Here is an 18,010-nt window from a genome sequence, read left to right as displayed (position 1 = left end):
CTGAGCCATGATCAAACTCTTCAATTAAAAAGTTTTATGTCTTTCGACAGCTCAATGAATTCTGAATTTTTGTTTTTGTTGCCAAAAACGAATTGACTGTGCGTTATTATTTTCACTTTTAAAAAGTGAAATCAAAACAGCTCAAGGCTGAATCTTTTAATAACATATGGTCACTCAGTTTCAATTGAGACTCTAATTTGTTTGCCTCGCTACCTAAGTAGTTTGGCTGTTAGAACTCAATCTGTACGAGTGCCCACACAGATGATTGCTTTATATTGTTAAAGAACGTTTGAGTCGCTTTAGCGCCTCAAGGGATGCGAATAATACACCCTTTATTTTTCGAGTCAACACTTTGTTTTAAACTTTCTTTTTAGAAGATTTAAAACCGAAGTTTTATTTAACTCTCTGAGTAGTTCGTGCCTCGCTATGCTTCGGCGTTTCCCGTCTCAGTGGGGTCGCATTATAGGGAGATTCGAGCGGGGGTCAATGTTTTATTTCAGCTTTTTGACAATTAAATGAATTTAGTATGAAAGCTATACAAATAAAGGGCTACAGGATACTTTTAGTTTAAAAAACACGCACAATATAAGTATCTATTGATGAGGTATTAGTAAGGTTTAAACTAAGCTGTATGTTAAACAAACAACACACAGCTTTATTTTAAATTAAAGGTTTATTTAGATGCTATTTCCCATACGGCAATAGAGCCTGATATTTCATTTCCAACGATTAAGAGTGGGTTTCCTGTGGCACTTTGCTCAGCTGGAACGAATACCATTCCTTCAGGCGCTAAATCGCCTGTAATATTAGCGTCTTTAATTAAGCCTCTATTATAGAAGTAGTCTTCAAACTGCACATTATATGGATTGGTAATATCATAAACCATAATTCCACCCATACGCTCGAGCCCTATAAAAGCAAATGTACGATCGTCAATTTTACCAATAGTCAGCGCTTCTGGCTCTGCGCCTTTATCATCTGAACGTGAGTCACCTTTGTTTTCATCTTCATTATTGTTAAATGCTTCACCATGAACCGATGCAGTAATACGACCTATATCATCGCCTGAATCAAACACCACCAGCCCATTGCTGTCCAAAATGGTAAACGAACGTGCACCATAAGCATAAAGCGATTCGTATTGGCCATCATTATTAGTATCGCCTTTTATTGTTGTTACTTTTAAGCGACCAATATCGTTATCGTCGTTATTTAAGTAATCAAAATTAGCTGCAAGCGTTAAGTCTTCAACGCGGCTCTCATCTATATAAGCTAAGCAGCCGTCGTCTTTATCGTAATCAAGTCCGCCCTTTGCTATACAGTCTGCTTCATCCGTTGTATCAAAAAAGTATTCTCTTGCGTCACCTTCGTTGGCAGTGACTATAAAGTTAGCGCCTTTCCAACTAAAGCTTGAGATAGTATCGGGCTGGTACATACCATAGAGCCCTGGGTATGATTTAAAATTAACGCCGCCATCTTTATCTGAGGCATCAAGTTGTAAGCTTGACCAATCTTTAAAGCCTAAGCCCTTTAGCTCAAGGCTGTTGTCTTGTAGGTTAACTATTGCAAGTGCATTGTTTTCTTGAATAGATACATAAGCATATTTGTTATCTTTAGAAATGCTAACGTACTCGGGCTCTAAATCCATAGCTACTGTGGTATTTATCAGATTACCGTTAATAGTACGACCATTTGGGTTTGCAAAAACGACCCCTTGCGCTTCTAGTTCGGTTTGTTTGTTGTTATAGGCTTTAAAATCAATATTTATTGCTGTATCGGCTATTACATTATTTGTTATATCGATAATACTAATAGAACCTTCAGGATCTACGCTGTAGTCGCCACTTGGTTCACCTTCGTTAGCAACCACTGCCTTTGCGCCATCATGGGTGAACGTCACCATGTCTGGTAAAAATCCGACTGTAACATTTTTAATAAATACAGGTGAGTCGCCGCTTATATCGTAAAAAGCAATTTGACCTGCATCACCCGTGCTTTTAGCAGCCATTGCGACCGCTAGTAAATTATTATTTTCATCAATAGCAATGCTGTTTGCATCGCTTTGGGTATGCTCGTTTAAAGACAACGTAATAACGGACGTTAAATTTGTGGCGCTGATAACCCCTTCGTTATCTTTAACGAGTGCGGCAGTATCAAAGGTGTCGACGGGTAAAATATTAATAACAGCGTCATCGCCTGAACTGTTAATAGCGTAAATCCATTTTTTAGATGCTTGGTAAGCAACTATTTCAGCGGCACCTTCTGGGCTTTGTGCATTTAATACTCCTCTTCCTACGAGGCTAATATTTAATACTGAATTAGCATTTACACCATTTATCCCATTTGCGCCTTGTTCTCCCTGTAATCCTTGAGAGCCGTTTTGGCCATCGTCACCATCAAGTGAGCAACCAGTAAGAACAGATATAAGTGACAGCGCAATAATTGATTTTTTAAACATGTGATTTTCCTTAGTATTGTATTTGCTAAATATCAACACACAGGCATGACAAGATTATGGCAATTTTAATACAGCCCCTTAGCCTAAGTAATTAGCTTATACGCTAGCGGAGTTATTAAAATTAAAGCAGCCGTATAGCCAAGTATTTTTACAGTCGGGGAATAATCTCGTTTAATTGCAACCCCTAGCAAAGGTCTAAGTACATCAATACGTGTAATACCCCATGTAATAACACCGCAAAAAGACCAAGTCCCTGTAATAATGATGAATGGTTCAGCACCAGGCCCTAAACCTAAAGGCTGTAGTAAAAAACACAAAATAATCAAAATGCTTTGATGCAATAAATAAAAGGGAAACACCCATACATTGAGCTGTTTTAAATAGTAAGTATTAAAATTTAAGAATCGGTGAGCGAGCGCAAGTACAAAAAATACACCTACAACACGTTGAATATTGTAGCTAGCGCTTAAAATAAAATGAGGAAGAGTAAACACCTTCTGATAACTTAATATTATAAGTACAAACAAAACCGCAAAACTCAAAGCTAGTAATACTAATTTTTTATTTAAGCAGTTCCAAAAGTAAGTGTTTTTGGCAAGTATGTATCCTGTGAGTAGCAGTATTAAGCCGTTAGTCTCTCTAATTGAATCGCCAGTTAAGTAATGGCTTGTAAATAGTACGGCAATAGTGAGCAAGGTAATTAAAAGCCCAAATGACATATCCCCTTTAACAAAGGTTTTTAAAGGCGTAATAAAAGGCAAGCGTGCAAAAAGAGTTAAAACAATAATGATCAGCATAAATTGCCACAACGAGCGCAAATACCATAAGTGATTTACATCCACATTCGGCCACACTCCAGACTGATAATTAATAAAAAGCGTATTGTTAGTCTCTATAAAAGCTAAATAAAATTGCCAATAGCTAATATCAATAACACCTTGCTGTGACATTTCTGCAAACAGCTGTAAAGGCACTATTAACCATAACCCCACCAGCAAGGGTAACAGTAAAAAAATAGAGCGGTATAAGGTGAAATGTAACCAAGACTTAAAGCTGCGTACTTTATCAATCATAAAACGCAGTGCTACGCCCGATATAAACCAAATGAGCAACATGCGCCAAGGTGAAAACACCAACATTAAATATTCAACATACTGTGATGTATAATTACTTTTAAAATGAAATCCCCAGTTTTCACTATACAACATGCCAATGTGATAAAAAATTAGCGACGCAAATGCGATTATCCTAAGCCAATCAAGATAATATTTACGCGAATTAACTAATGAAGGTTGTTGTACTTGAGTGCTCATGCTTTTACTACTTTATGTATGTTATGCGTTATTCATACCTAAAGCTCTCGCTAAAACTATCTATAAGTGCTTATATTACAAGCAATAGTGATAAAAGGTGGTATACAGGGATAAGCGTGCCACGTCAGCAATAAGCATATATTTATGAACCTACAGCACTTTCAACGTTTTCAAAGCATTTACGCATCAGTATTACTGTGTGCTTACGTATTGATTAATAATACAGTAAACGCTACAACCCAAATAATGGAAGCCCAAAGAGAAGGAGCTTTAACTTTTTTAATGTGGGAGCCATTTATTTGGGAGTATTCAAGTGCCTTGAGTACTTTGCTTATATTCCCTATTTTAATTTGGTTTTTAAGACACTTATCTTTTAATTGGCAAAATATTACGGCCTCATTAGGTATGTACTTTGCTGCCTCTATTATATTTAGCGTGTTACACGTTGGTATTATGGTAGGGGTTCGTAAATTCATATATTTGTTGAATGATGGGTCTTACAACTTTGGACTTAGCTGGTTTGAGCTTATTTATGAATACCAGAAAGACGCTATAAGCTTTGTGTTTTTCATCGTACTTATCAAAGTATATCAATATGTGGTGCAGCAGTTACTAGGTGAAGCCTCTTCAATTGAAGAAAGTGAGCAGCAAACAACATCGACCATAAACCGCCTATTAGTTAAAAAGCTCGGAAAAGAATTCATTATAAAAATAGAGGATGTTGATTGGCTTGAATCGTCGGGTAATTATGTAAACCTACATATAGGCTCACGTATATATCCGTTAAGGGCAACGCTTACAGCATTAAGTAAACAACTTGAAGTGCAGGGGTTTTGTAGAATTCACCGCAGCCATGGCGTAAAACTCGATAAAGTGGAGTCTATTACACCACTATCCAGTGGCGACAGTGAAATAAAATTAACTACAGGTAAAGTACTAAACCTATCTAGACGCTATAAAGAGCAATTTAAACTTCAACTAAAATAAAAAAGGCTACCTAAGTAGCCTCTAATTGTTATTTTTTAACTGGGCGTTTCCAACCCGTTAAATTACGCTGTTTAGAGCGTGCTATTGCTAATTGGTCATCTTCAACGGTACTGGTGATCACAGAGCCTGCACCAATTGTTGCAGTTGCGCCTATATTTACTGGGGCAACGAGTGATGAATTAGAGCCAATAAAAGCATTATCGCCAATAATAGTTTTTGATTTATTAACACCATCGTAGTTGCAGGTAATAGTACCAGCGCCAATATTCACTTTTTCGCCAATTTCAGCATCACCTAAATAACTTAAGTGGTTGGCTTTTGAGCCTTTGCCTAAACGGGTTTTTTTCATCTCAACAAAGTTACCAATGTGTGAGTCTTCTTCCATAACAGCGCCAGGGCGAAGGCGAGCATAAGGGCCCAGCGTACATTTAGCAGCTACGCTTGCATCTTCAATTAAGGTATTCGCCTTTATTACCACGTTATCGCCTATGGTACAGTTTTTAAGTACACAGTTAGGGCCAATTTGTACATTGTTACCAAGCGTGACTGTGCCTTCAAAAATAACGTTTACGTCGATAAGTACATCTTCACCGGTAGTAACTGTTCCACGCACATCTATACGGGCAGGGTCGGCAAGTGTTGCGCCATTTAACATTAACTCTTCTGCTTGCCATGCTTGGTAAGCGCGCTCTAAGCCTGCAAGTTGTACGCGGTTATTTGCGCCTTCAACTTCCATTGCATGATCTGGTTGCGCTGAAGTGATCTCTACGCCTTCACTGTGAGCCATTGCAACGATATCTGTTAAGTAGTACTCGCCTTGTGCATTATTGTTAGATAAGTTACCTAACCATGTTTTTAATAGCTTACCGTTAACAGCCATAATGCCTGTATTTACTTCGTTAATAAGTAACTGCTCTGAGCTTGCATCTTTTTGCTCAACAATACCGACTAACTTACCACCAACACGAAGCATGCGACCATAGCCATTTGGGTTTACCAAATTTACCGTTAATACCGCTAAACCATTTTTAGGTGTTGCAGCTAATAAACGCTCTAGAGTTGATTGTTTTGTTAGCGGTACATCGCCGTATAAAATCAATACTGTGTCTTCATCGTTAATATGAGAGTTGGCTTGCGCTACTGCGTGGCCAGTACCGAGTTGTTCTGCTTGAAGTACCCAATTTACATCGTTATCGGCAAGTTGTTGTTGTAATAGATCGCCGCCGTGTCCGTAAACTAAGTTTGTAGTCGTTGCACCTAATGCCATCGCATTATCAATAACGTGCTGTACCATTGGTTTACCTGCAACATTGTGCAAAACTTTAGGTAGAGCAGAGCGCATACGAGTACCTTTACCCGCAGCAAGAATAACAGTTGTTAGAGCCATTAAAACAATTTCCTTTTTCCGTTGTTTTAGTTAAATAAGTATTATGTTTGTGCAGAAGATTACGTAAATCACTTCTTGTGCAGATACTCAGTAGGTTAGTTTATTCGTACTGAATCTTGACTGAAAAACACACTTAATTGGATGACGTTATTGTAGCGAGGATTGGTGAAGGATATAAGTGATAAAGCACAGATAATAGTCTGATAGACCTGTTATTTAACAATTATAAATAAGCGATACACCATGTTTAAATTACAGACACAAAAAAGCCCACATAAAGTGGGCTTTTCAAAACCGGATAGGCTTACTTGTGACGTAATTGCTGAATTACGCGTAACTGAGCAACTGCTTCTGCCAGTCGCGTAGCCGCTTGTTGATAATCAAACTCAACAGCTGACGAATTCGCCATATGTTCTTCAGCTTCACGTTTAGCTTTTTGTACAGAATCTTCATCTAAATCTTCACCACGAACCGCAGTATCTGCAAGAATCGTGATGTGATTTGGTTGAACTTCTAATGTACCGCCAGCAACATATAACACATCTTCGTGACCATATTGCTTAACTAAACGTACCATACCAGGTTTAAGGGCAGTTAGTAGTGGAGCATGACCTAGGTTTACACCCAGCTCGCCTTCACTACCAGATACTTGAATCGATTCAACAAGACCAGAGAACAAGCTCTGCTCTGCGCTTACTACGTCAAGATGTACAGTCATAGCTGTCATACTACCCTCCTAGTTACATGCCTTTGGCTTTTTCTTGAGCTTCTTCGATAGAGCCAACCATGTAAAACGCTTGCTCTGGAAGCTCATCAAACTCGCCGTTTAAAATGCCTTTGAAGCCAGCAATTGTATCTTTCAGTGATACGTATTTACCTGACGCGCCTGTAAACACCTCTGCCACGAAGAATGGCTGAGATAGGAAACGTTGGATTTTACGTGCACGAGATACAAGTTGCTTATCTTCGTCAGAAAGCTCGTCCATACCTAGGATTGCAATGATGTCTTTAAGTTCTTTGTAACGCTGAAGAACTGTCTGAACACCACGTGCTGTATCGTAGTGCTCTTGACCAATTACTTGTGGGTCAAGTTGACGTGAAGATGAATCAAGTGGGTCTACCGCTGGGTAGATACCAAGTGATGCGATATCACGTGAAAGTACTACTGTTGCGTCTAAGTGAGCAAAGGTAGTTGCTGGAGATGGATCCGTTAAATCATCCGCTGGTACGTATACCGCTTGGATTGATGTAATTGAACCAGTCTTAGTTGAAGCGATACGCTCTTGAAGCACACCCATTTCTTCAGCAAGTGTAGGCTGGTAACCTACCGCTGACGGCATACGACCAAGAAGTGCAGATACTTCAGTACCAGCAAGTGTATAACGGTAGATATTATCTACGAAGAAAAGTACATCGCGACCTTCATCACGGAACTTTTCAGCCATAGTAAGGCCTGTTAACGCTACGCGTAAACGGTTACCTGGAGGCTCGTTCATCTGACCGTATACAAGCGATACTTTATCAAGTACGTTTGAATCGTTCATCTCATGGTAGAAATCGTTACCCTCACGTGTACGCTCACCAACACCTGCGAATACTGAGTAGCCGCTGTGCTCGATTGCGATGTTACGGATAAGTTCCATCATGTTTACAGTTTTACCAACACCGGCACCACCGAATAAACCAACTTTACCACCTTTAGCAAACGGACATACAAGGTCGATAACCTTGATACCAGTTTCTAAAAGCTCAACTGAACTTGATTGCTCTTCGTATGAAGGCGCTGCACGGTGAATAGACATACGGTCTTCTTCGCCGATTGGACCCGCTTCATCGATTGGCTCACCAAGTACGTTCATGATACGACCAAGTGTTGCTTTACCAACTGGAACTTGAATCGATTCACCTGTATTCATAACTAAAGCACTACGACGTAAACCATCAGTAGTACCCATAGCGATAGTACGCACTACACCGCCACCTAGCTGTTGTTGAACTTCTAAAGTCAAACCAGCTAAATCGCCATCTGTTACTCTTAGTGCGTGGTATACCGCTGGCACGCTATCTTGTGGAAATTCAATATCCACAACGGCGCCGATAATTTGGACGACCTTACCTAAACTCATGTCTATTCCTCTCGTTAATCTTTACCCGAAGCATTAAACTGCTGCTGAGCCAGAACAAATCTCACTAATTTCTTGTGTGATTGCTGCTTGGCGAGCCTTGTTATAAACAAGCTGTAGCTCGTCCATAAGGTCACCTGCGTTATCAGTTGCAGCTTTCATTGCAACCATACGAGCAGCCTGTTCTGAGGCAGCATTTTCTACCACACCTTGGTATGCTTGAGACTCAATAAAGCGTACTAACAAAGACTCTAAAATAGCCTCTGGGTTTGGCTCGTATAAGTAATCCCATGTGTGAGCAGATACTTCTTCTTCAGCTTTTGGCAAAGGGAGTAACTGATCTATAATTGGCTCTTGCTTCATGGTATTAACGAATTTGTTATATACCAAGAATAAACGGTCTATTTTGCCTTCAGAAAATGCATCAAGCATAATTTTTACAGGACCAATAACGTCTTGTACTGAAGGTTTATCTCCTAGGCCCGCTTTTTTAGCGAGTAGTTGACCACCAAAACGTTGAAAGAAACCAGCTGCCTTACTACCTAAAGTAGCAAATTCAGCATCAACACCTTTCTCTTTCCACGCTTTAACATCAAGTGCAACTTTCTTAAACTCGTTTGAGTTTAGACCGCCACACAGACCACGGTCTGTAGAGATAACAATATAACCAACTCGTTTCACTTCACGTTCTTTTAAGAACGGGTGAGTAAAATCAAGATTTGCTTGAGCAACACGACCAATTACTTCACGTAATTTATTAGCGTATGGACGGCTTGAAGCAACGCGTTCTTGCGCCCTTTTCATTTTAGACGCAGCAACCATTTCCATTGCGCTAGTGATCTTTTGAGTATTTTTAATACTCCCGATCTTGCTTTTAATCTCTTTTCCGCTGGCCATGACTCTCTCTCCGAATCAAGGTGTGCTTTAGTTTCCTAAAGCGCACCATTAATAACTAAATTACCAAGTTTGCGTAGACTTGAACTTCGTAAGAAGTTCTTTAAGCTGCGCTTCGATCTCGGCATTCAAGTTACCAGTTTCATTGATTTGAGCCACAAGCTCTGCGTATGTGCTAGTTGCATAAGAAAGTAAAGCTGCTTCAAAGTCACCGATTTTCGCGATTTCGATGTCTTGAAGGAAGCCTTTTTCAGCAGCAAATAACGACAAAGACATTTCAGCAACAGACATTGGCGCGTACTGTTTCTGCTTCATTAGCTCTGTTACACGCTCACCATGCTCAAGTTGAGCACGAGTTGCATCATCAAGGTCAGACGCGAACTGCGAGAACGCAGCTAATTCACGGTACTGAGCTAGGGCTAGACGAATACCGCCACCTAGTTTCTTAACGATTTTAGTTTGTGCAGCACCACCAACACGCGATACCGAGATACCAGCATTTACTGCCGGACGGATACCTGAGTTGAATAAGTCAGTTTCTAAGAAGATCTGACCATCGGTGATAGAGATAACGTTAGTCGGTACGAACGCAGAAACGTCGCCGCCTTGAGTTTCAATGATTGGCAATGCCGTCAATGAACCAGTTTTACCTTTCACTTCACCATTAGTGAACTTTTCAACGTAATCTGCGTTTACACGCGATGCACGCTCTAAAAGACGAGAGTGAAGGTAGAATACGTCACCTGGGTATGCTTCACGGCCTGGTGGACGCTTAAGTAGTAATGAAATTTGACGGTAAGCAACTGCTTGCTTAGACAAATCATCATATACGATTAATGCGTTTTCACCACGGTCACGGAAGTATTCACCCATAGTACAGCCCGCGAACGGTGCTAAGTACTGAAGTGCCGCAGATTCAGAAGCAGATGCAACAACTACGATAGTATTTGCTAGTGCACCATGTTCTTCTAATTTACGAACTACGTTTGCAATAGTAGATGCTTTTTGACCAATCGCAACGTACACACACTTAACGCCTGTGTCTTTTTGATTGATGATTGCATCGATTGCTAGTGCAGTTTTACCTGTTTGACGGTCACCGATGATAAGTTCACGTTGACCACGACCAACTGGAATCATCGCATCGATAGATTTATAACCAGTTTGAACTGGCTCATCTACTGATTTACGCTCGATTACACCTGGTGCAATTTTTTCTACAGGTTCAAACCCGTCGTTATCTAAAGCGCCTTTACCATCGATTGGAGCACCTAGTGTGTTTACAACACGACCAAGTAGACCAGGACCAACAGGAACTTCTAAAATACGACCAGTTGTATATACTTTTACGCCTTCAGTAAGGTCAGCGTACGGACCCATTACTACTGCACCAATTGAGTCGCGCTCAAGGTTTAGTGCGATAGCATAACGGCTGCCAGGAAGCTCAATCATTTCACCTTGCATACAGTCAGCAAGACCGTGGATGCGGATGATACCGTCAGTAACAGATACAATAGTACCTTCGTTACGAGCTTCACTTACAACTTCGAACTTCTCAATACGTTGTTTGATCAGATCTGAAATTTCAGTGGAATTAAGTTGCATGCTCTTTTTCCCAATTACGATTGTAGTGTTGTAGCTAAGCGGCTTAATTTACCGCGAATAGTACCGTCGATTACAGTGTCGCCAGACCTAATAATAAGTCCACCAACCACTGACGCGTCTTCACTACAATTCAGCTTAACTTTGCGTGCGAAACGTTTTTCAAGTGCCGCTACCAATGACTCTTGTTGCGCAGCAACAAGAGGAGTTGCAGAAATCACATCTACTTCGATTTCTTTATCGTATTCTGCTTTAAATTCAGCAAATAACTCAGCAACGTCAGGTAGAGCTGTCAAACGTCCATTTTCAGCCATCACCTTAACTAGGTTCTGACCTTGTTCGTTGAGCTGCTCAGCACAAAGTTGAATAAATAATTCAGCTTGTGCAGTAGCTGTAGGCATACCTGCTAAAGCAGATGATGCTTGTTCATTGCTGGCTACGTGGCCTGCAAAGAACAACATATCATTCCAGCTTTCTAGAGTGCCTTTCTCAACGGCAAGTTCAAAAGCCGCTTTAGCGTATGGGCGAGCGATAGTAGTCAAATTAGACATGCTCATACCCTCCTAATTACAGCTCAGCGACAAGTTTTTCAACGATGTCACTATGTGCGGCTTGATTAATTTCACGCTCTAAAATACGTTCTGCACCAATCACTGCCAGAGTTGCTACTTGCTTACGTAGCTCTTCTGTTATGCGATTACGTTCAGACTCAACTTCAGAGTGCCCTTGAGCAATGATACTTTCACGCTCTTGCTGACCACGAAGTGTTTCTTCGTCAACAATTAGCACTGCACGCTTTTTAGCTTGATCAATGATATCAGCCGCTTGAGCTTTTGCATCTTTAAGCTGTTCAGCAGCTTTCTTTTGCGCAAGTTCTAAGTCTTTTTCGGCTCTATCAGAGGCAGCTAAACCATCTTCGATTTTTTTCTGGCGAGCTTCAATTGCACCGTTCAATGGTGGCCATACGTATTTCATACAAAATAATACGAACACCGTAAACGCAATCAATTCACCGATAAGAGTGGCGTTTAAATTCACAACCGCTCCTCCTTAAATAGTAAGCTGTTCAAAAAATAAAATTAAAGTACGAACAACAATACCATAGCGATACCAACACCAATCATTGCTACAGCATCGATTAGACCAGCAAGAATAAACATCTTAACTTGTAGCGAAGGTGCAAGCTCAGGTTGACGCGCACATGCTTCAAGGAATTTACCGCCCATGTTACCAAAACCGATTGCTGTGCCGATTGCACCAAAACCGATTAGTAAAGCTACTGCGATGTATTTTAAGCCTGTTAATAATTCTAAAGCTTCCATTTATTTCTCCAAAGTTTCAATTGTAAAGTTAAAAGTAAAAGTAAAATTGTAAATCTAAAAATTAGTGATTATCTGAACTTGCCATGCTTAGGTATACAATCGTAAGCATCATAAATACGAATGCTTGCAATACAATTACTAAGATGTGGAATACAGCCCAAACAAAATGCAATGGTAATTGCATAAATCCGATAGCGCCGATCAAGATGAAAATCAATTCACCTGCATATAAGTTACCAAACAGACGTAGCGCTAATGAAAACGGTTTAGAAACCAGCGCAATCAGTTCAAGTAATAAGTTAAACGGGATTAAAAGGATTTGTAGTGCAGTATTATTTGAACTAAACGGGTGAAGTGTTAGTTCTTTAATAAAACCACCGATTCCTTTTATTTTAATTGAGTAGCCTATCATTAAAATAAATACACCCAGCGCTAGCGCTGCAGTCATATTAATGTCAGTCGTTGGTACAATTTTCATGTACACATCGTGTGAATCCATACCAAACGCAGTCTCACCAACAAAACCAGCTAATGCAGGTAAAAAGTCAACCGGTATTAAATCCATTAAGTTCATTAAAAATATCCAAACGAATATTGTTAATGCTAATGGTGCAATAAGCTTGCTTTTACCATGGAAAGTATCACGTACGTTGTCACCAACAAACTCTACTACCATTTCAATGAAACATTGAAATTTTCCAGGTACACCTAGTGTTGATTTTTTAGCGGCACTACGAAAGATCCATAAAAATATAAGACCTAAACCGATAGACCATGCGAGGGTATCTATATGCCATGTCCAGAAACCACTATCCGTACATGCTTTATTGAAGGCGAGACCTGTATCGGTCGAACACATCTTAGCATTGGTCAAATGGTGCTGGATATGGCCAGATAGAGTAACTTCTTCTGCTGCCATGTTATATCCCAAAGTTAATGTTTAAAAAAAACGGGTGCGAACAATCCAGTAAAGAGCGCCAGTATATAAGTACTAAAAAAGGGTAATAAAATTACCGGAAAATGCTTCAGTACTAGCGCAAACAATACAATTGTTAGCATAAATTTTAATCCGTTGCCGCGTTTCAACGAGGCATACGCTTGATTTGCTCGACTTGCACCCATATGTCTGAATGCATAAAGACCAAATACAAAGTGCGGAAGTACTGCGACAACTCCACCAGCGAGTGATGAAAGCGCGGCATTGACTCCCGAACTAAAACAAATAATTACAGCAGCAACTAATGCTACAACACCCTGAAGGCAAATTAACTTTAATACGGCAAGTCGATATGGACTCGCTAACTTATCAGTCACGTTTAGTTAACCTTTATTGCGTTCTAATTGTTAGGGTGTGAAAACTGGCGAAATTATACTTAATCCTGCCAGTTTTGCAACTTGAGTAGACGCTTTGTAACACGAAATAGCTACAAATGTCCCTTTTTAGACATGTAGAAAACTAATGGTGGGTATTGTCTTGATTAATGCGATTTAAAATGCCGTCAAGTTCGTCCAAATTAGTATAAGAAATAACAAGCTTACCTTTGCCTTTTTTGTTGTAATTTATTTCTACTTTGGCACCTAGGTTTTCAGCGAGTTGTTGTTCTAACTGTTTAACATCTGGATCTTTTTCAGCTATTTCTTTAGCTGGCACGGGTTCTAAAATTGAACGAACTAACTTCTCGGTTTCACGAACGGTTAGTGCTTTAGCAACAGCTAAACGAGCAGCATCTGATTGTGCTTCTCCCTCAAGGGCTAATAAACAACGAGCGTGCCCCATTTCAATGTCGCCATGTTCTAACAGAATTTTTACATCACTGTTTAAATTATTTAAACGAAGTAAGTTAGTTACTGTAGTGCGTGATTTGCCAACCGCATCTGCTACTTGTTGATGTGTTAGTTCAAACTCATTGAGTAAGCGATTTAACGCAACCGCTTCTTCCATGGCATTTAAGTCTTCACGTTGAATATTTTCTATTAGCGCAATAGCTACTGCAGCTTCATCTGGTACGTCTTTAATAATACAAGGTACTGTTTCAAGCTTAGCTATTTGCGCTGCACGCCAACGACGCTCACCGGCGATAATTTCAAAACTATTATGTGCAATAGGGCGCACGACTATAGGTTGAATAATACCTTGTGAGCGAATAGAACTAGCAAGCTCTTCTAGTGCCTCTTCGGACATGTCTTTACGAGGTTGATATTTACCAGAGTGTAAAAACTCGATTGGGAGTTTTTGTAATTCACTGTTATTTGGCCCAGCCGCATTTTTTACAGCTTCAGTCACGTTTGATGTGTCTTGTTCCTTGCTTGCGCTCGGTGTAGGCTTTGACGAACTTAAAAGTGCATCGAGTCCTCGGCCTAAACCTCGTTTTTTAGCAGACATGTTATTTTTTTACCTCAAAGTTAGGCGACAACGGACGCTGTTTTTTCTTTTCTACGTAACATTTCACCAGCGAGTGCTAAATATGCTTTAGCGCCACTTGATGCCCGGTCATAATACATAGCAGGTGTACCAAAACTAGGTGCCTCTGCTAAACGAACATTACGCGGGATCACCGTACGGTATACTTTGTCGCCAAAATGTTGTTTTAATTGTTCTGATACGTCATTCGCTAAACGGTTACGCGGATCGTACATAGTACGAAGTATGCCTTCAATTTGTAAGCTAGGGTTTACTAACTTAGCAAGCTGCGTAATCGTATCCATTAATGCGGTTAACCCTTCAAGTGCATAATACTCACACTGCATTGGCACTAAAATAGAATCAGCTGCGGCCATTGCGTTAACAGTTAACATATTTAAAGAGGGTGGACAGTCGATAAAAATAAATTCGTACTGATCCTGAATTTTTTCAAGTGCGTTACGTAAACGCACTTCACGGGCAAATAATTCCATAAGTTTAACTTCTGCAGCGGTTACATCACCATTTGCAGCAATCATATGGTATTCGCCAGACGTTTCTTTGATAATAACGTCTTCTATAGGTTTATCTTCAATGAGTAAGTCGTAAATAGTTGGTACGTCGCCGTACTTATCTACGCCACTTCCCATAGTCGCATTGCCTTGCGGATCGAGATCAATTAACAGCACTTTACGTTTCGTTGCAGCCATAGACGCAGCGAGGTTTACAGCGGTTGTAGTTTTACCCACTCCACCTTTTTGATTTGCTAATGCGATGACTTTTGCCACAGTGTCTCTGATCCCTAGTCTTTAGAAAGAATAATTAAATGTCGTTGTGCATCTAACTTAGGTACTTCTAATGCAATTTTTTGCTCAAACTTAACGCCAGTAGGTAATGACTCTAGCTCTTCACTAGGGAACACACCTTTAAGCGCTATAAATTTACCCGAATGATCAATTAAGTGCGAACACCAGTCAACCATATCTTGTAATGAAGCAAATGCACGACTGAGTACGCCATCTAATTTAACACTTGGCTGATATTCTTCAACTCTTGACTGAACAGGTGTTACGTTATCAAGGCCAAGCTCATGTTTAACATGCATTAAAAAGCGAACGCGTTTACCTAGACTATCTAGTAACACAAATTGTGTGTTAGGTAATGCAATCGCTAATACAATGCCCGGAAGGCCAGGCCCTGTGCCAACATCAATATAATGATGACCGGGTAAGTGAGGTGCAACAACTAAACTATCCATAATATGCTTAATCATCATTTCTTCAGGTAAGCGTACCGAAGTTAAATTATAAGCTTTATTCCACTTATCTAATAACTCGACGTAACGAACTAGCTGTTGCTGTTGTTTTTCCGTTAGCGCAATATCAGTTTGCGCTAACAATGTAGTTAATTGTTGCTGTAACACTATGTACCCTTATCGTTACGCAGATTTGCGTAATAAGCCTTGCTTCTTCAGATACACTAATAATAGCGAAATCGCCGCTGGGGTGATACCAGAAATACGCGATGCTTGGCCAATAGTGTCTGGACGTGACTCAATAAGCTTAGCAACAACCTCATTTGATAAACCTGATACAGTTTTGTAATCAAACTCTTTTGGTAAAATTGTTTGCTCATGACGAAGCTGCTTATTGATCTCATCTTGTTGACGCGCAATATAGCCTGCGTACTTAGTATGGATCTCAACTTGTTCAAGTGCTGCTACGTTTGTAAATTCAGATCCTAAACCGTCAATAGCCATAAGATCGTTATAACGAATCTCTGGACGACGAAGTAATTCTTCTAAACTTGCTTCACGAGTTAATGGTGTTTTTAGTAATGCATTTACTTGATCAACAACAACGTGATCTTTATGAATCCACGTATCTTTAATGCGTTGCTTCTCTTTTTCGATTACTTCCATTTTTTCGTTAAATGCATGCCAACGTTCGTCATTAACTAAACCCAGCTCACGGCCTTTTTCAGTTAAGCGAATATCTGCATTATCTTCACGAAGTAGTAAACGGTATTCGGCACGGCTAGTAAACATGCGGTACGGTTCTTTCGTACCCAGTGTTGCTAAGTCGTCGATTAATACACCCACGTAAGCTTCATCGCGACGTGGCGTCCAAGAATCTTTACCTTGCACTTTTAACGCAGCATTCATACCTGCGATTAAGCCTTGTGCACCCGCTTCTTCATAACCGGTAGTGCCGTTAATTTGACCCGCGAAAAATAAGCCTTCGATAAATTTTGTTTCTAAAGACTGTTTTAAATCACGTGGATCAAAGTAGTCATATTCTATTGCATAGCCTGGTCGACAAATATGTGCATTTTCAAAACCAGAAATAGATTGCACAATCTCAAGTTGTACATCAAACGGTAAACTAGTAGAAATACCATTTGGATATAATTCGTATGATGTTAAGCCTTCAGGTTCAACAAATATTTGGTGCTTATCTTTATCCGCAAAACGTACAATTTTATCTTCAATTGATGGGCAGTAGCGTGGACCAATACCTTCAATAACACCTGAGTACATAGGTGAGCGATGTAGGTTTTTACGAATAACATCATGTGTTTTTTCGTTGGTGTAAGTGATGTAACACGGTATTTGTTGTGGGTGATCTGATTGTTTACCCATAAATGAAAATACAGGTGTTGGCATATCACCAGGCTGTGCTTCCATTTTTGTAAAATCAACAGTACGTGCATCAATACGTGGCGGAGTACCTGTTTTTAAGCGATCCACTCTAAAAGGGTGTTCGCGTAAACGTTCAGCCAATGCAATTGATGGTGGATCACCAGCACGACCGCCTTTGTAATTTTCTAAACCAATGTGTATTTGGCCACCTAAAAAAGTACCCACGGTTAAAACAACACTTGGAGCACTAAAACGTAAACCCATTTGAGTTACTACGCCAGTAACACGATCGTTTTCAACAATAAGATCATCACATGATTGTTGAAAAATCTTAAGGTTATCTTGATTTTGTAATGTTGTTTGAATAGCTGCTTTGTACAAAGCGCGATCTGCTTGTGCTCGAGTTGCACGAACAGCAGGTCCTTTTGAAGAGTTTAGTGTGCGAAATTGGATCCCGCCTTTGTCAATGGCCTGTGCCATTGCACCGCCAAGCGCATCAATTTCTTTTACCAAATGACCTTTGCCAATCCCACCAATCGCTGGGTTACAAGACATTTGACCAAGGGTATCCATATTGTGAGTCAGTAGCAGGGTATTCATCCCCATACGGGCAGCTGCTAATGCGGCTTCAGTGCCAGCATGTCCACCACCTACTACGATAACGTCAAAATTTTCGTGAAAAATCATTAATGGGATCCTACTTAAATCAAACCGGTAAACTTCAAAAGGGAGCGTATTCTACCTAGAAATTGGCAGAAGATAAATGATTAAACATAGAGCAAGATCTAAGTATGTGATCTCTAATAATATAAAGGATCTTTTAAAGAGATCTTTTATTATTATAACTACTACTGATCAGCTTTTCTGTTGATAAGGTTTAGA

Annotated in this window: 17 protein-coding genes; 1 reads left to right on the top strand and 16 read right to left on the bottom strand. The window is 40.0% G+C overall.

Annotation, left to right across the window (positions count from 1 at the left end; genetic code table 11):
• Positions 1-673: 673 nt before the first annotated feature.
• Positions 674-2,458, bottom strand: coding sequence for a choice-of-anchor I family protein (locus H5089_RS18970; RefSeq protein ID WP_182712876.1), 1,785 nt, complete (start codon positions 2,456-2,458; stop codon positions 674-676).
• Positions 2,459-2,541: 83 nt separating this feature from the next.
• The gene (locus tag H5089_RS18965) at positions 2,542-3,771 is read right to left on the bottom strand and encodes an acyltransferase family protein (protein WP_182696218.1); all 1,230 of its coding nucleotides are present in this window, start codon (positions 3,769-3,771) and stop codon (positions 2,542-2,544) included.
• Between the two features lie 144 nt (positions 3,772-3,915).
• On the opposite strand from H5089_RS18965, the gene H5089_RS18960 reads away from it, so the two are divergent.
• A complete protein-coding gene (locus tag H5089_RS18960) occupies positions 3,916-4,758 on the top strand; it encodes a LytTR family DNA-binding domain-containing protein (protein WP_182696217.1) in 843 nt (280 codons plus the stop codon).
• 28 nt (positions 4,759-4,786) lie between these two features.
• On the opposite strand, the gene glmU is transcribed toward H5089_RS18960, so the two are convergent.
• The 14 genes from glmU to mnmG form a co-directional block, all read right to left on the bottom strand.
• On the bottom strand, positions 4,787-6,145 hold the full coding sequence (gene glmU / locus H5089_RS18955) for a bifunctional UDP-N-acetylglucosamine diphosphorylase/glucosamine-1-phosphate N-acetyltransferase GlmU (RefSeq protein WP_182712875.1): 1,359 nt from the start codon (positions 6,143-6,145) through the stop codon (positions 4,787-4,789).
• Positions 6,146-6,449: 304 nt separating this feature from the next.
• Complete coding sequence (locus H5089_RS18950; protein ID WP_004335277.1) at positions 6,450-6,872, bottom strand: F0F1 ATP synthase subunit epsilon; 423 nt, start codon at positions 6,870-6,872, stop codon at positions 6,450-6,452.
• Positions 6,873-6,885: 13 nt separating this feature from the next.
• Positions 6,886-8,271 (bottom strand): F0F1 ATP synthase subunit beta, encoded by a 1,386-nt coding sequence (gene atpD / locus H5089_RS18945; RefSeq protein WP_004335274.1) that lies wholly within the window; start codon positions 8,269-8,271, stop codon positions 6,886-6,888.
• 33 nt (positions 8,272-8,304) lie between these two features.
• Positions 8,305-9,165, bottom strand: a complete 861-nt coding sequence (gene atpG, locus H5089_RS18940) for a F0F1 ATP synthase subunit gamma (protein ID WP_024597176.1) — start codon at positions 9,163-9,165, stop codon at positions 8,305-8,307.
• 60 nt (positions 9,166-9,225) lie between these two features.
• Positions 9,226-10,767, bottom strand: a complete 1,542-nt coding sequence (gene atpA / locus H5089_RS18935; protein WP_004335270.1) for a F0F1 ATP synthase subunit alpha — start codon at positions 10,765-10,767, stop codon at positions 9,226-9,228.
• 14 nt (positions 10,768-10,781) lie between these two features.
• On the bottom strand, positions 10,782-11,315 hold the full coding sequence (gene atpH / locus H5089_RS18930) for a F0F1 ATP synthase subunit delta (RefSeq protein ID WP_004335267.1): 534 nt from the start codon (positions 11,313-11,315) through the stop codon (positions 10,782-10,784).
• A 16-nt stretch (positions 11,316-11,331) separates the two neighbouring features.
• Positions 11,332-11,802, bottom strand: a complete 471-nt coding sequence (atpF, locus tag H5089_RS18925; protein WP_004335264.1) for a F0F1 ATP synthase subunit B — start codon at positions 11,800-11,802, stop codon at positions 11,332-11,334.
• 41 nt (positions 11,803-11,843) lie between these two features.
• Positions 11,844-12,086: a F0F1 ATP synthase subunit C gene (gene atpE / locus H5089_RS18920; RefSeq protein WP_007585980.1), complete on the bottom strand. Its 243-nt coding sequence runs from the start codon at positions 12,084-12,086 to the stop codon at positions 11,844-11,846.
• 61 nt (positions 12,087-12,147) lie between these two features.
• The gene (gene atpB / locus H5089_RS18915; protein ID WP_024597178.1) at positions 12,148-13,005 is read right to left on the bottom strand and encodes a F0F1 ATP synthase subunit A; all 858 of its coding nucleotides are present in this window, start codon (positions 13,003-13,005) and stop codon (positions 12,148-12,150) included.
• Positions 13,006-13,019: 14 nt separating this feature from the next.
• A complete protein-coding gene (locus H5089_RS18910) occupies positions 13,020-13,400 on the bottom strand; it encodes an ATP synthase subunit I (RefSeq protein WP_004335240.1) in 381 nt (126 codons plus the stop codon).
• A 142-nt stretch (positions 13,401-13,542) separates the two neighbouring features.
• A complete protein-coding gene (locus H5089_RS18905) occupies positions 13,543-14,469 on the bottom strand; it encodes a ParB/RepB/Spo0J family partition protein (protein WP_154904168.1) in 927 nt (308 codons plus the stop codon).
• Positions 14,470-14,489: 20 nt separating this feature from the next.
• Positions 14,490-15,275, bottom strand: a complete 786-nt coding sequence (locus H5089_RS18900; RefSeq protein ID WP_004335235.1) for a ParA family protein — start codon at positions 15,273-15,275, stop codon at positions 14,490-14,492.
• Between the two features lie 14 nt (positions 15,276-15,289).
• Positions 15,290-15,910, bottom strand: a complete 621-nt coding sequence (gene rsmG, locus H5089_RS18895; RefSeq protein WP_004335232.1) for a 16S rRNA (guanine(527)-N(7))-methyltransferase RsmG — start codon at positions 15,908-15,910, stop codon at positions 15,290-15,292.
• A 15-nt stretch (positions 15,911-15,925) separates the two neighbouring features.
• Positions 15,926-17,815: a tRNA uridine-5-carboxymethylaminomethyl(34) synthesis enzyme MnmG gene (gene mnmG / locus H5089_RS18890; protein ID WP_182712874.1), complete on the bottom strand. Its 1,890-nt coding sequence runs from the start codon at positions 17,813-17,815 to the stop codon at positions 15,926-15,928.
• Between the last annotated feature and the right edge of the window lie 195 nt (positions 17,816-18,010).

This window comes from Pseudoalteromonas sp. SR45-1, from assembly GCF_014163655.1.
GTDB lineage: Bacteria > Pseudomonadota > Gammaproteobacteria > Enterobacterales > Alteromonadaceae > Pseudoalteromonas > Pseudoalteromonas distincta.
The sequence above is the reverse complement of the archived record's forward strand: the minus strand, read 5'-3'. Positions and strand labels throughout refer to the sequence as shown.

Coding starts and splice junctions, on each gene's coding strand:
- atpG (WP_024597176.1), bottom strand. CDS start 9,165: ATGGCCAGCGGAAAAGAGATTAAAAGCAAGATCGGGAGTATTAAAAAT.
- atpB (WP_024597178.1), bottom strand. CDS start 13,005: ATGGCAGCAGAAGAAGTTACTCTATCTGGCCATATCCAGCACCATTTG.
- mnmG (WP_182712874.1), bottom strand. CDS start 17,815: ATGATTTTTCACGAAAATTTTGACGTTATCGTAGTAGGTGGTGGACAT.
- H5089_RS18960 (WP_182696217.1), top strand. CDS start 3,916: ATGAACCTACAGCACTTTCAACGTTTTCAAAGCATTTACGCATCAGTA.
- H5089_RS18970 (WP_182712876.1), bottom strand. CDS start 2,458: ATGTTTAAAAAATCAATTATTGCGCTGTCACTTATATCTGTTCTTACT.
- atpA (WP_004335270.1), bottom strand. CDS start 10,767: ATGCAACTTAATTCCACTGAAATTTCAGATCTGATCAAACAACGTATT.
- H5089_RS18905 (WP_154904168.1), bottom strand. CDS start 14,469: ATGTCTGCTAAAAAACGAGGTTTAGGCCGAGGACTCGATGCACTTTTA.
- H5089_RS18965 (WP_182696218.1), bottom strand. CDS start 3,771: ATGAGCACTCAAGTACAACAACCTTCATTAGTTAATTCGCGTAAATAT.
- glmU (WP_182712875.1), bottom strand. CDS start 6,145: ATGGCTCTAACAACTGTTATTCTTGCTGCGGGTAAAGGTACTCGTATG.
- atpD (WP_004335274.1), bottom strand. CDS start 8,271: ATGAGTTTAGGTAAGGTCGTCCAAATTATCGGCGCCGTTGTGGATATT.
- atpH (WP_004335267.1), bottom strand. CDS start 11,315: ATGTCTAATTTGACTACTATCGCTCGCCCATACGCTAAAGCGGCTTTT.
- H5089_RS18950 (WP_004335277.1), bottom strand. CDS start 6,872: ATGACAGCTATGACTGTACATCTTGACGTAGTAAGCGCAGAGCAGAGC.
- atpE (WP_007585980.1), bottom strand. CDS start 12,086: ATGGAAGCTTTAGAATTATTAACAGGCTTAAAATACATCGCAGTAGCT.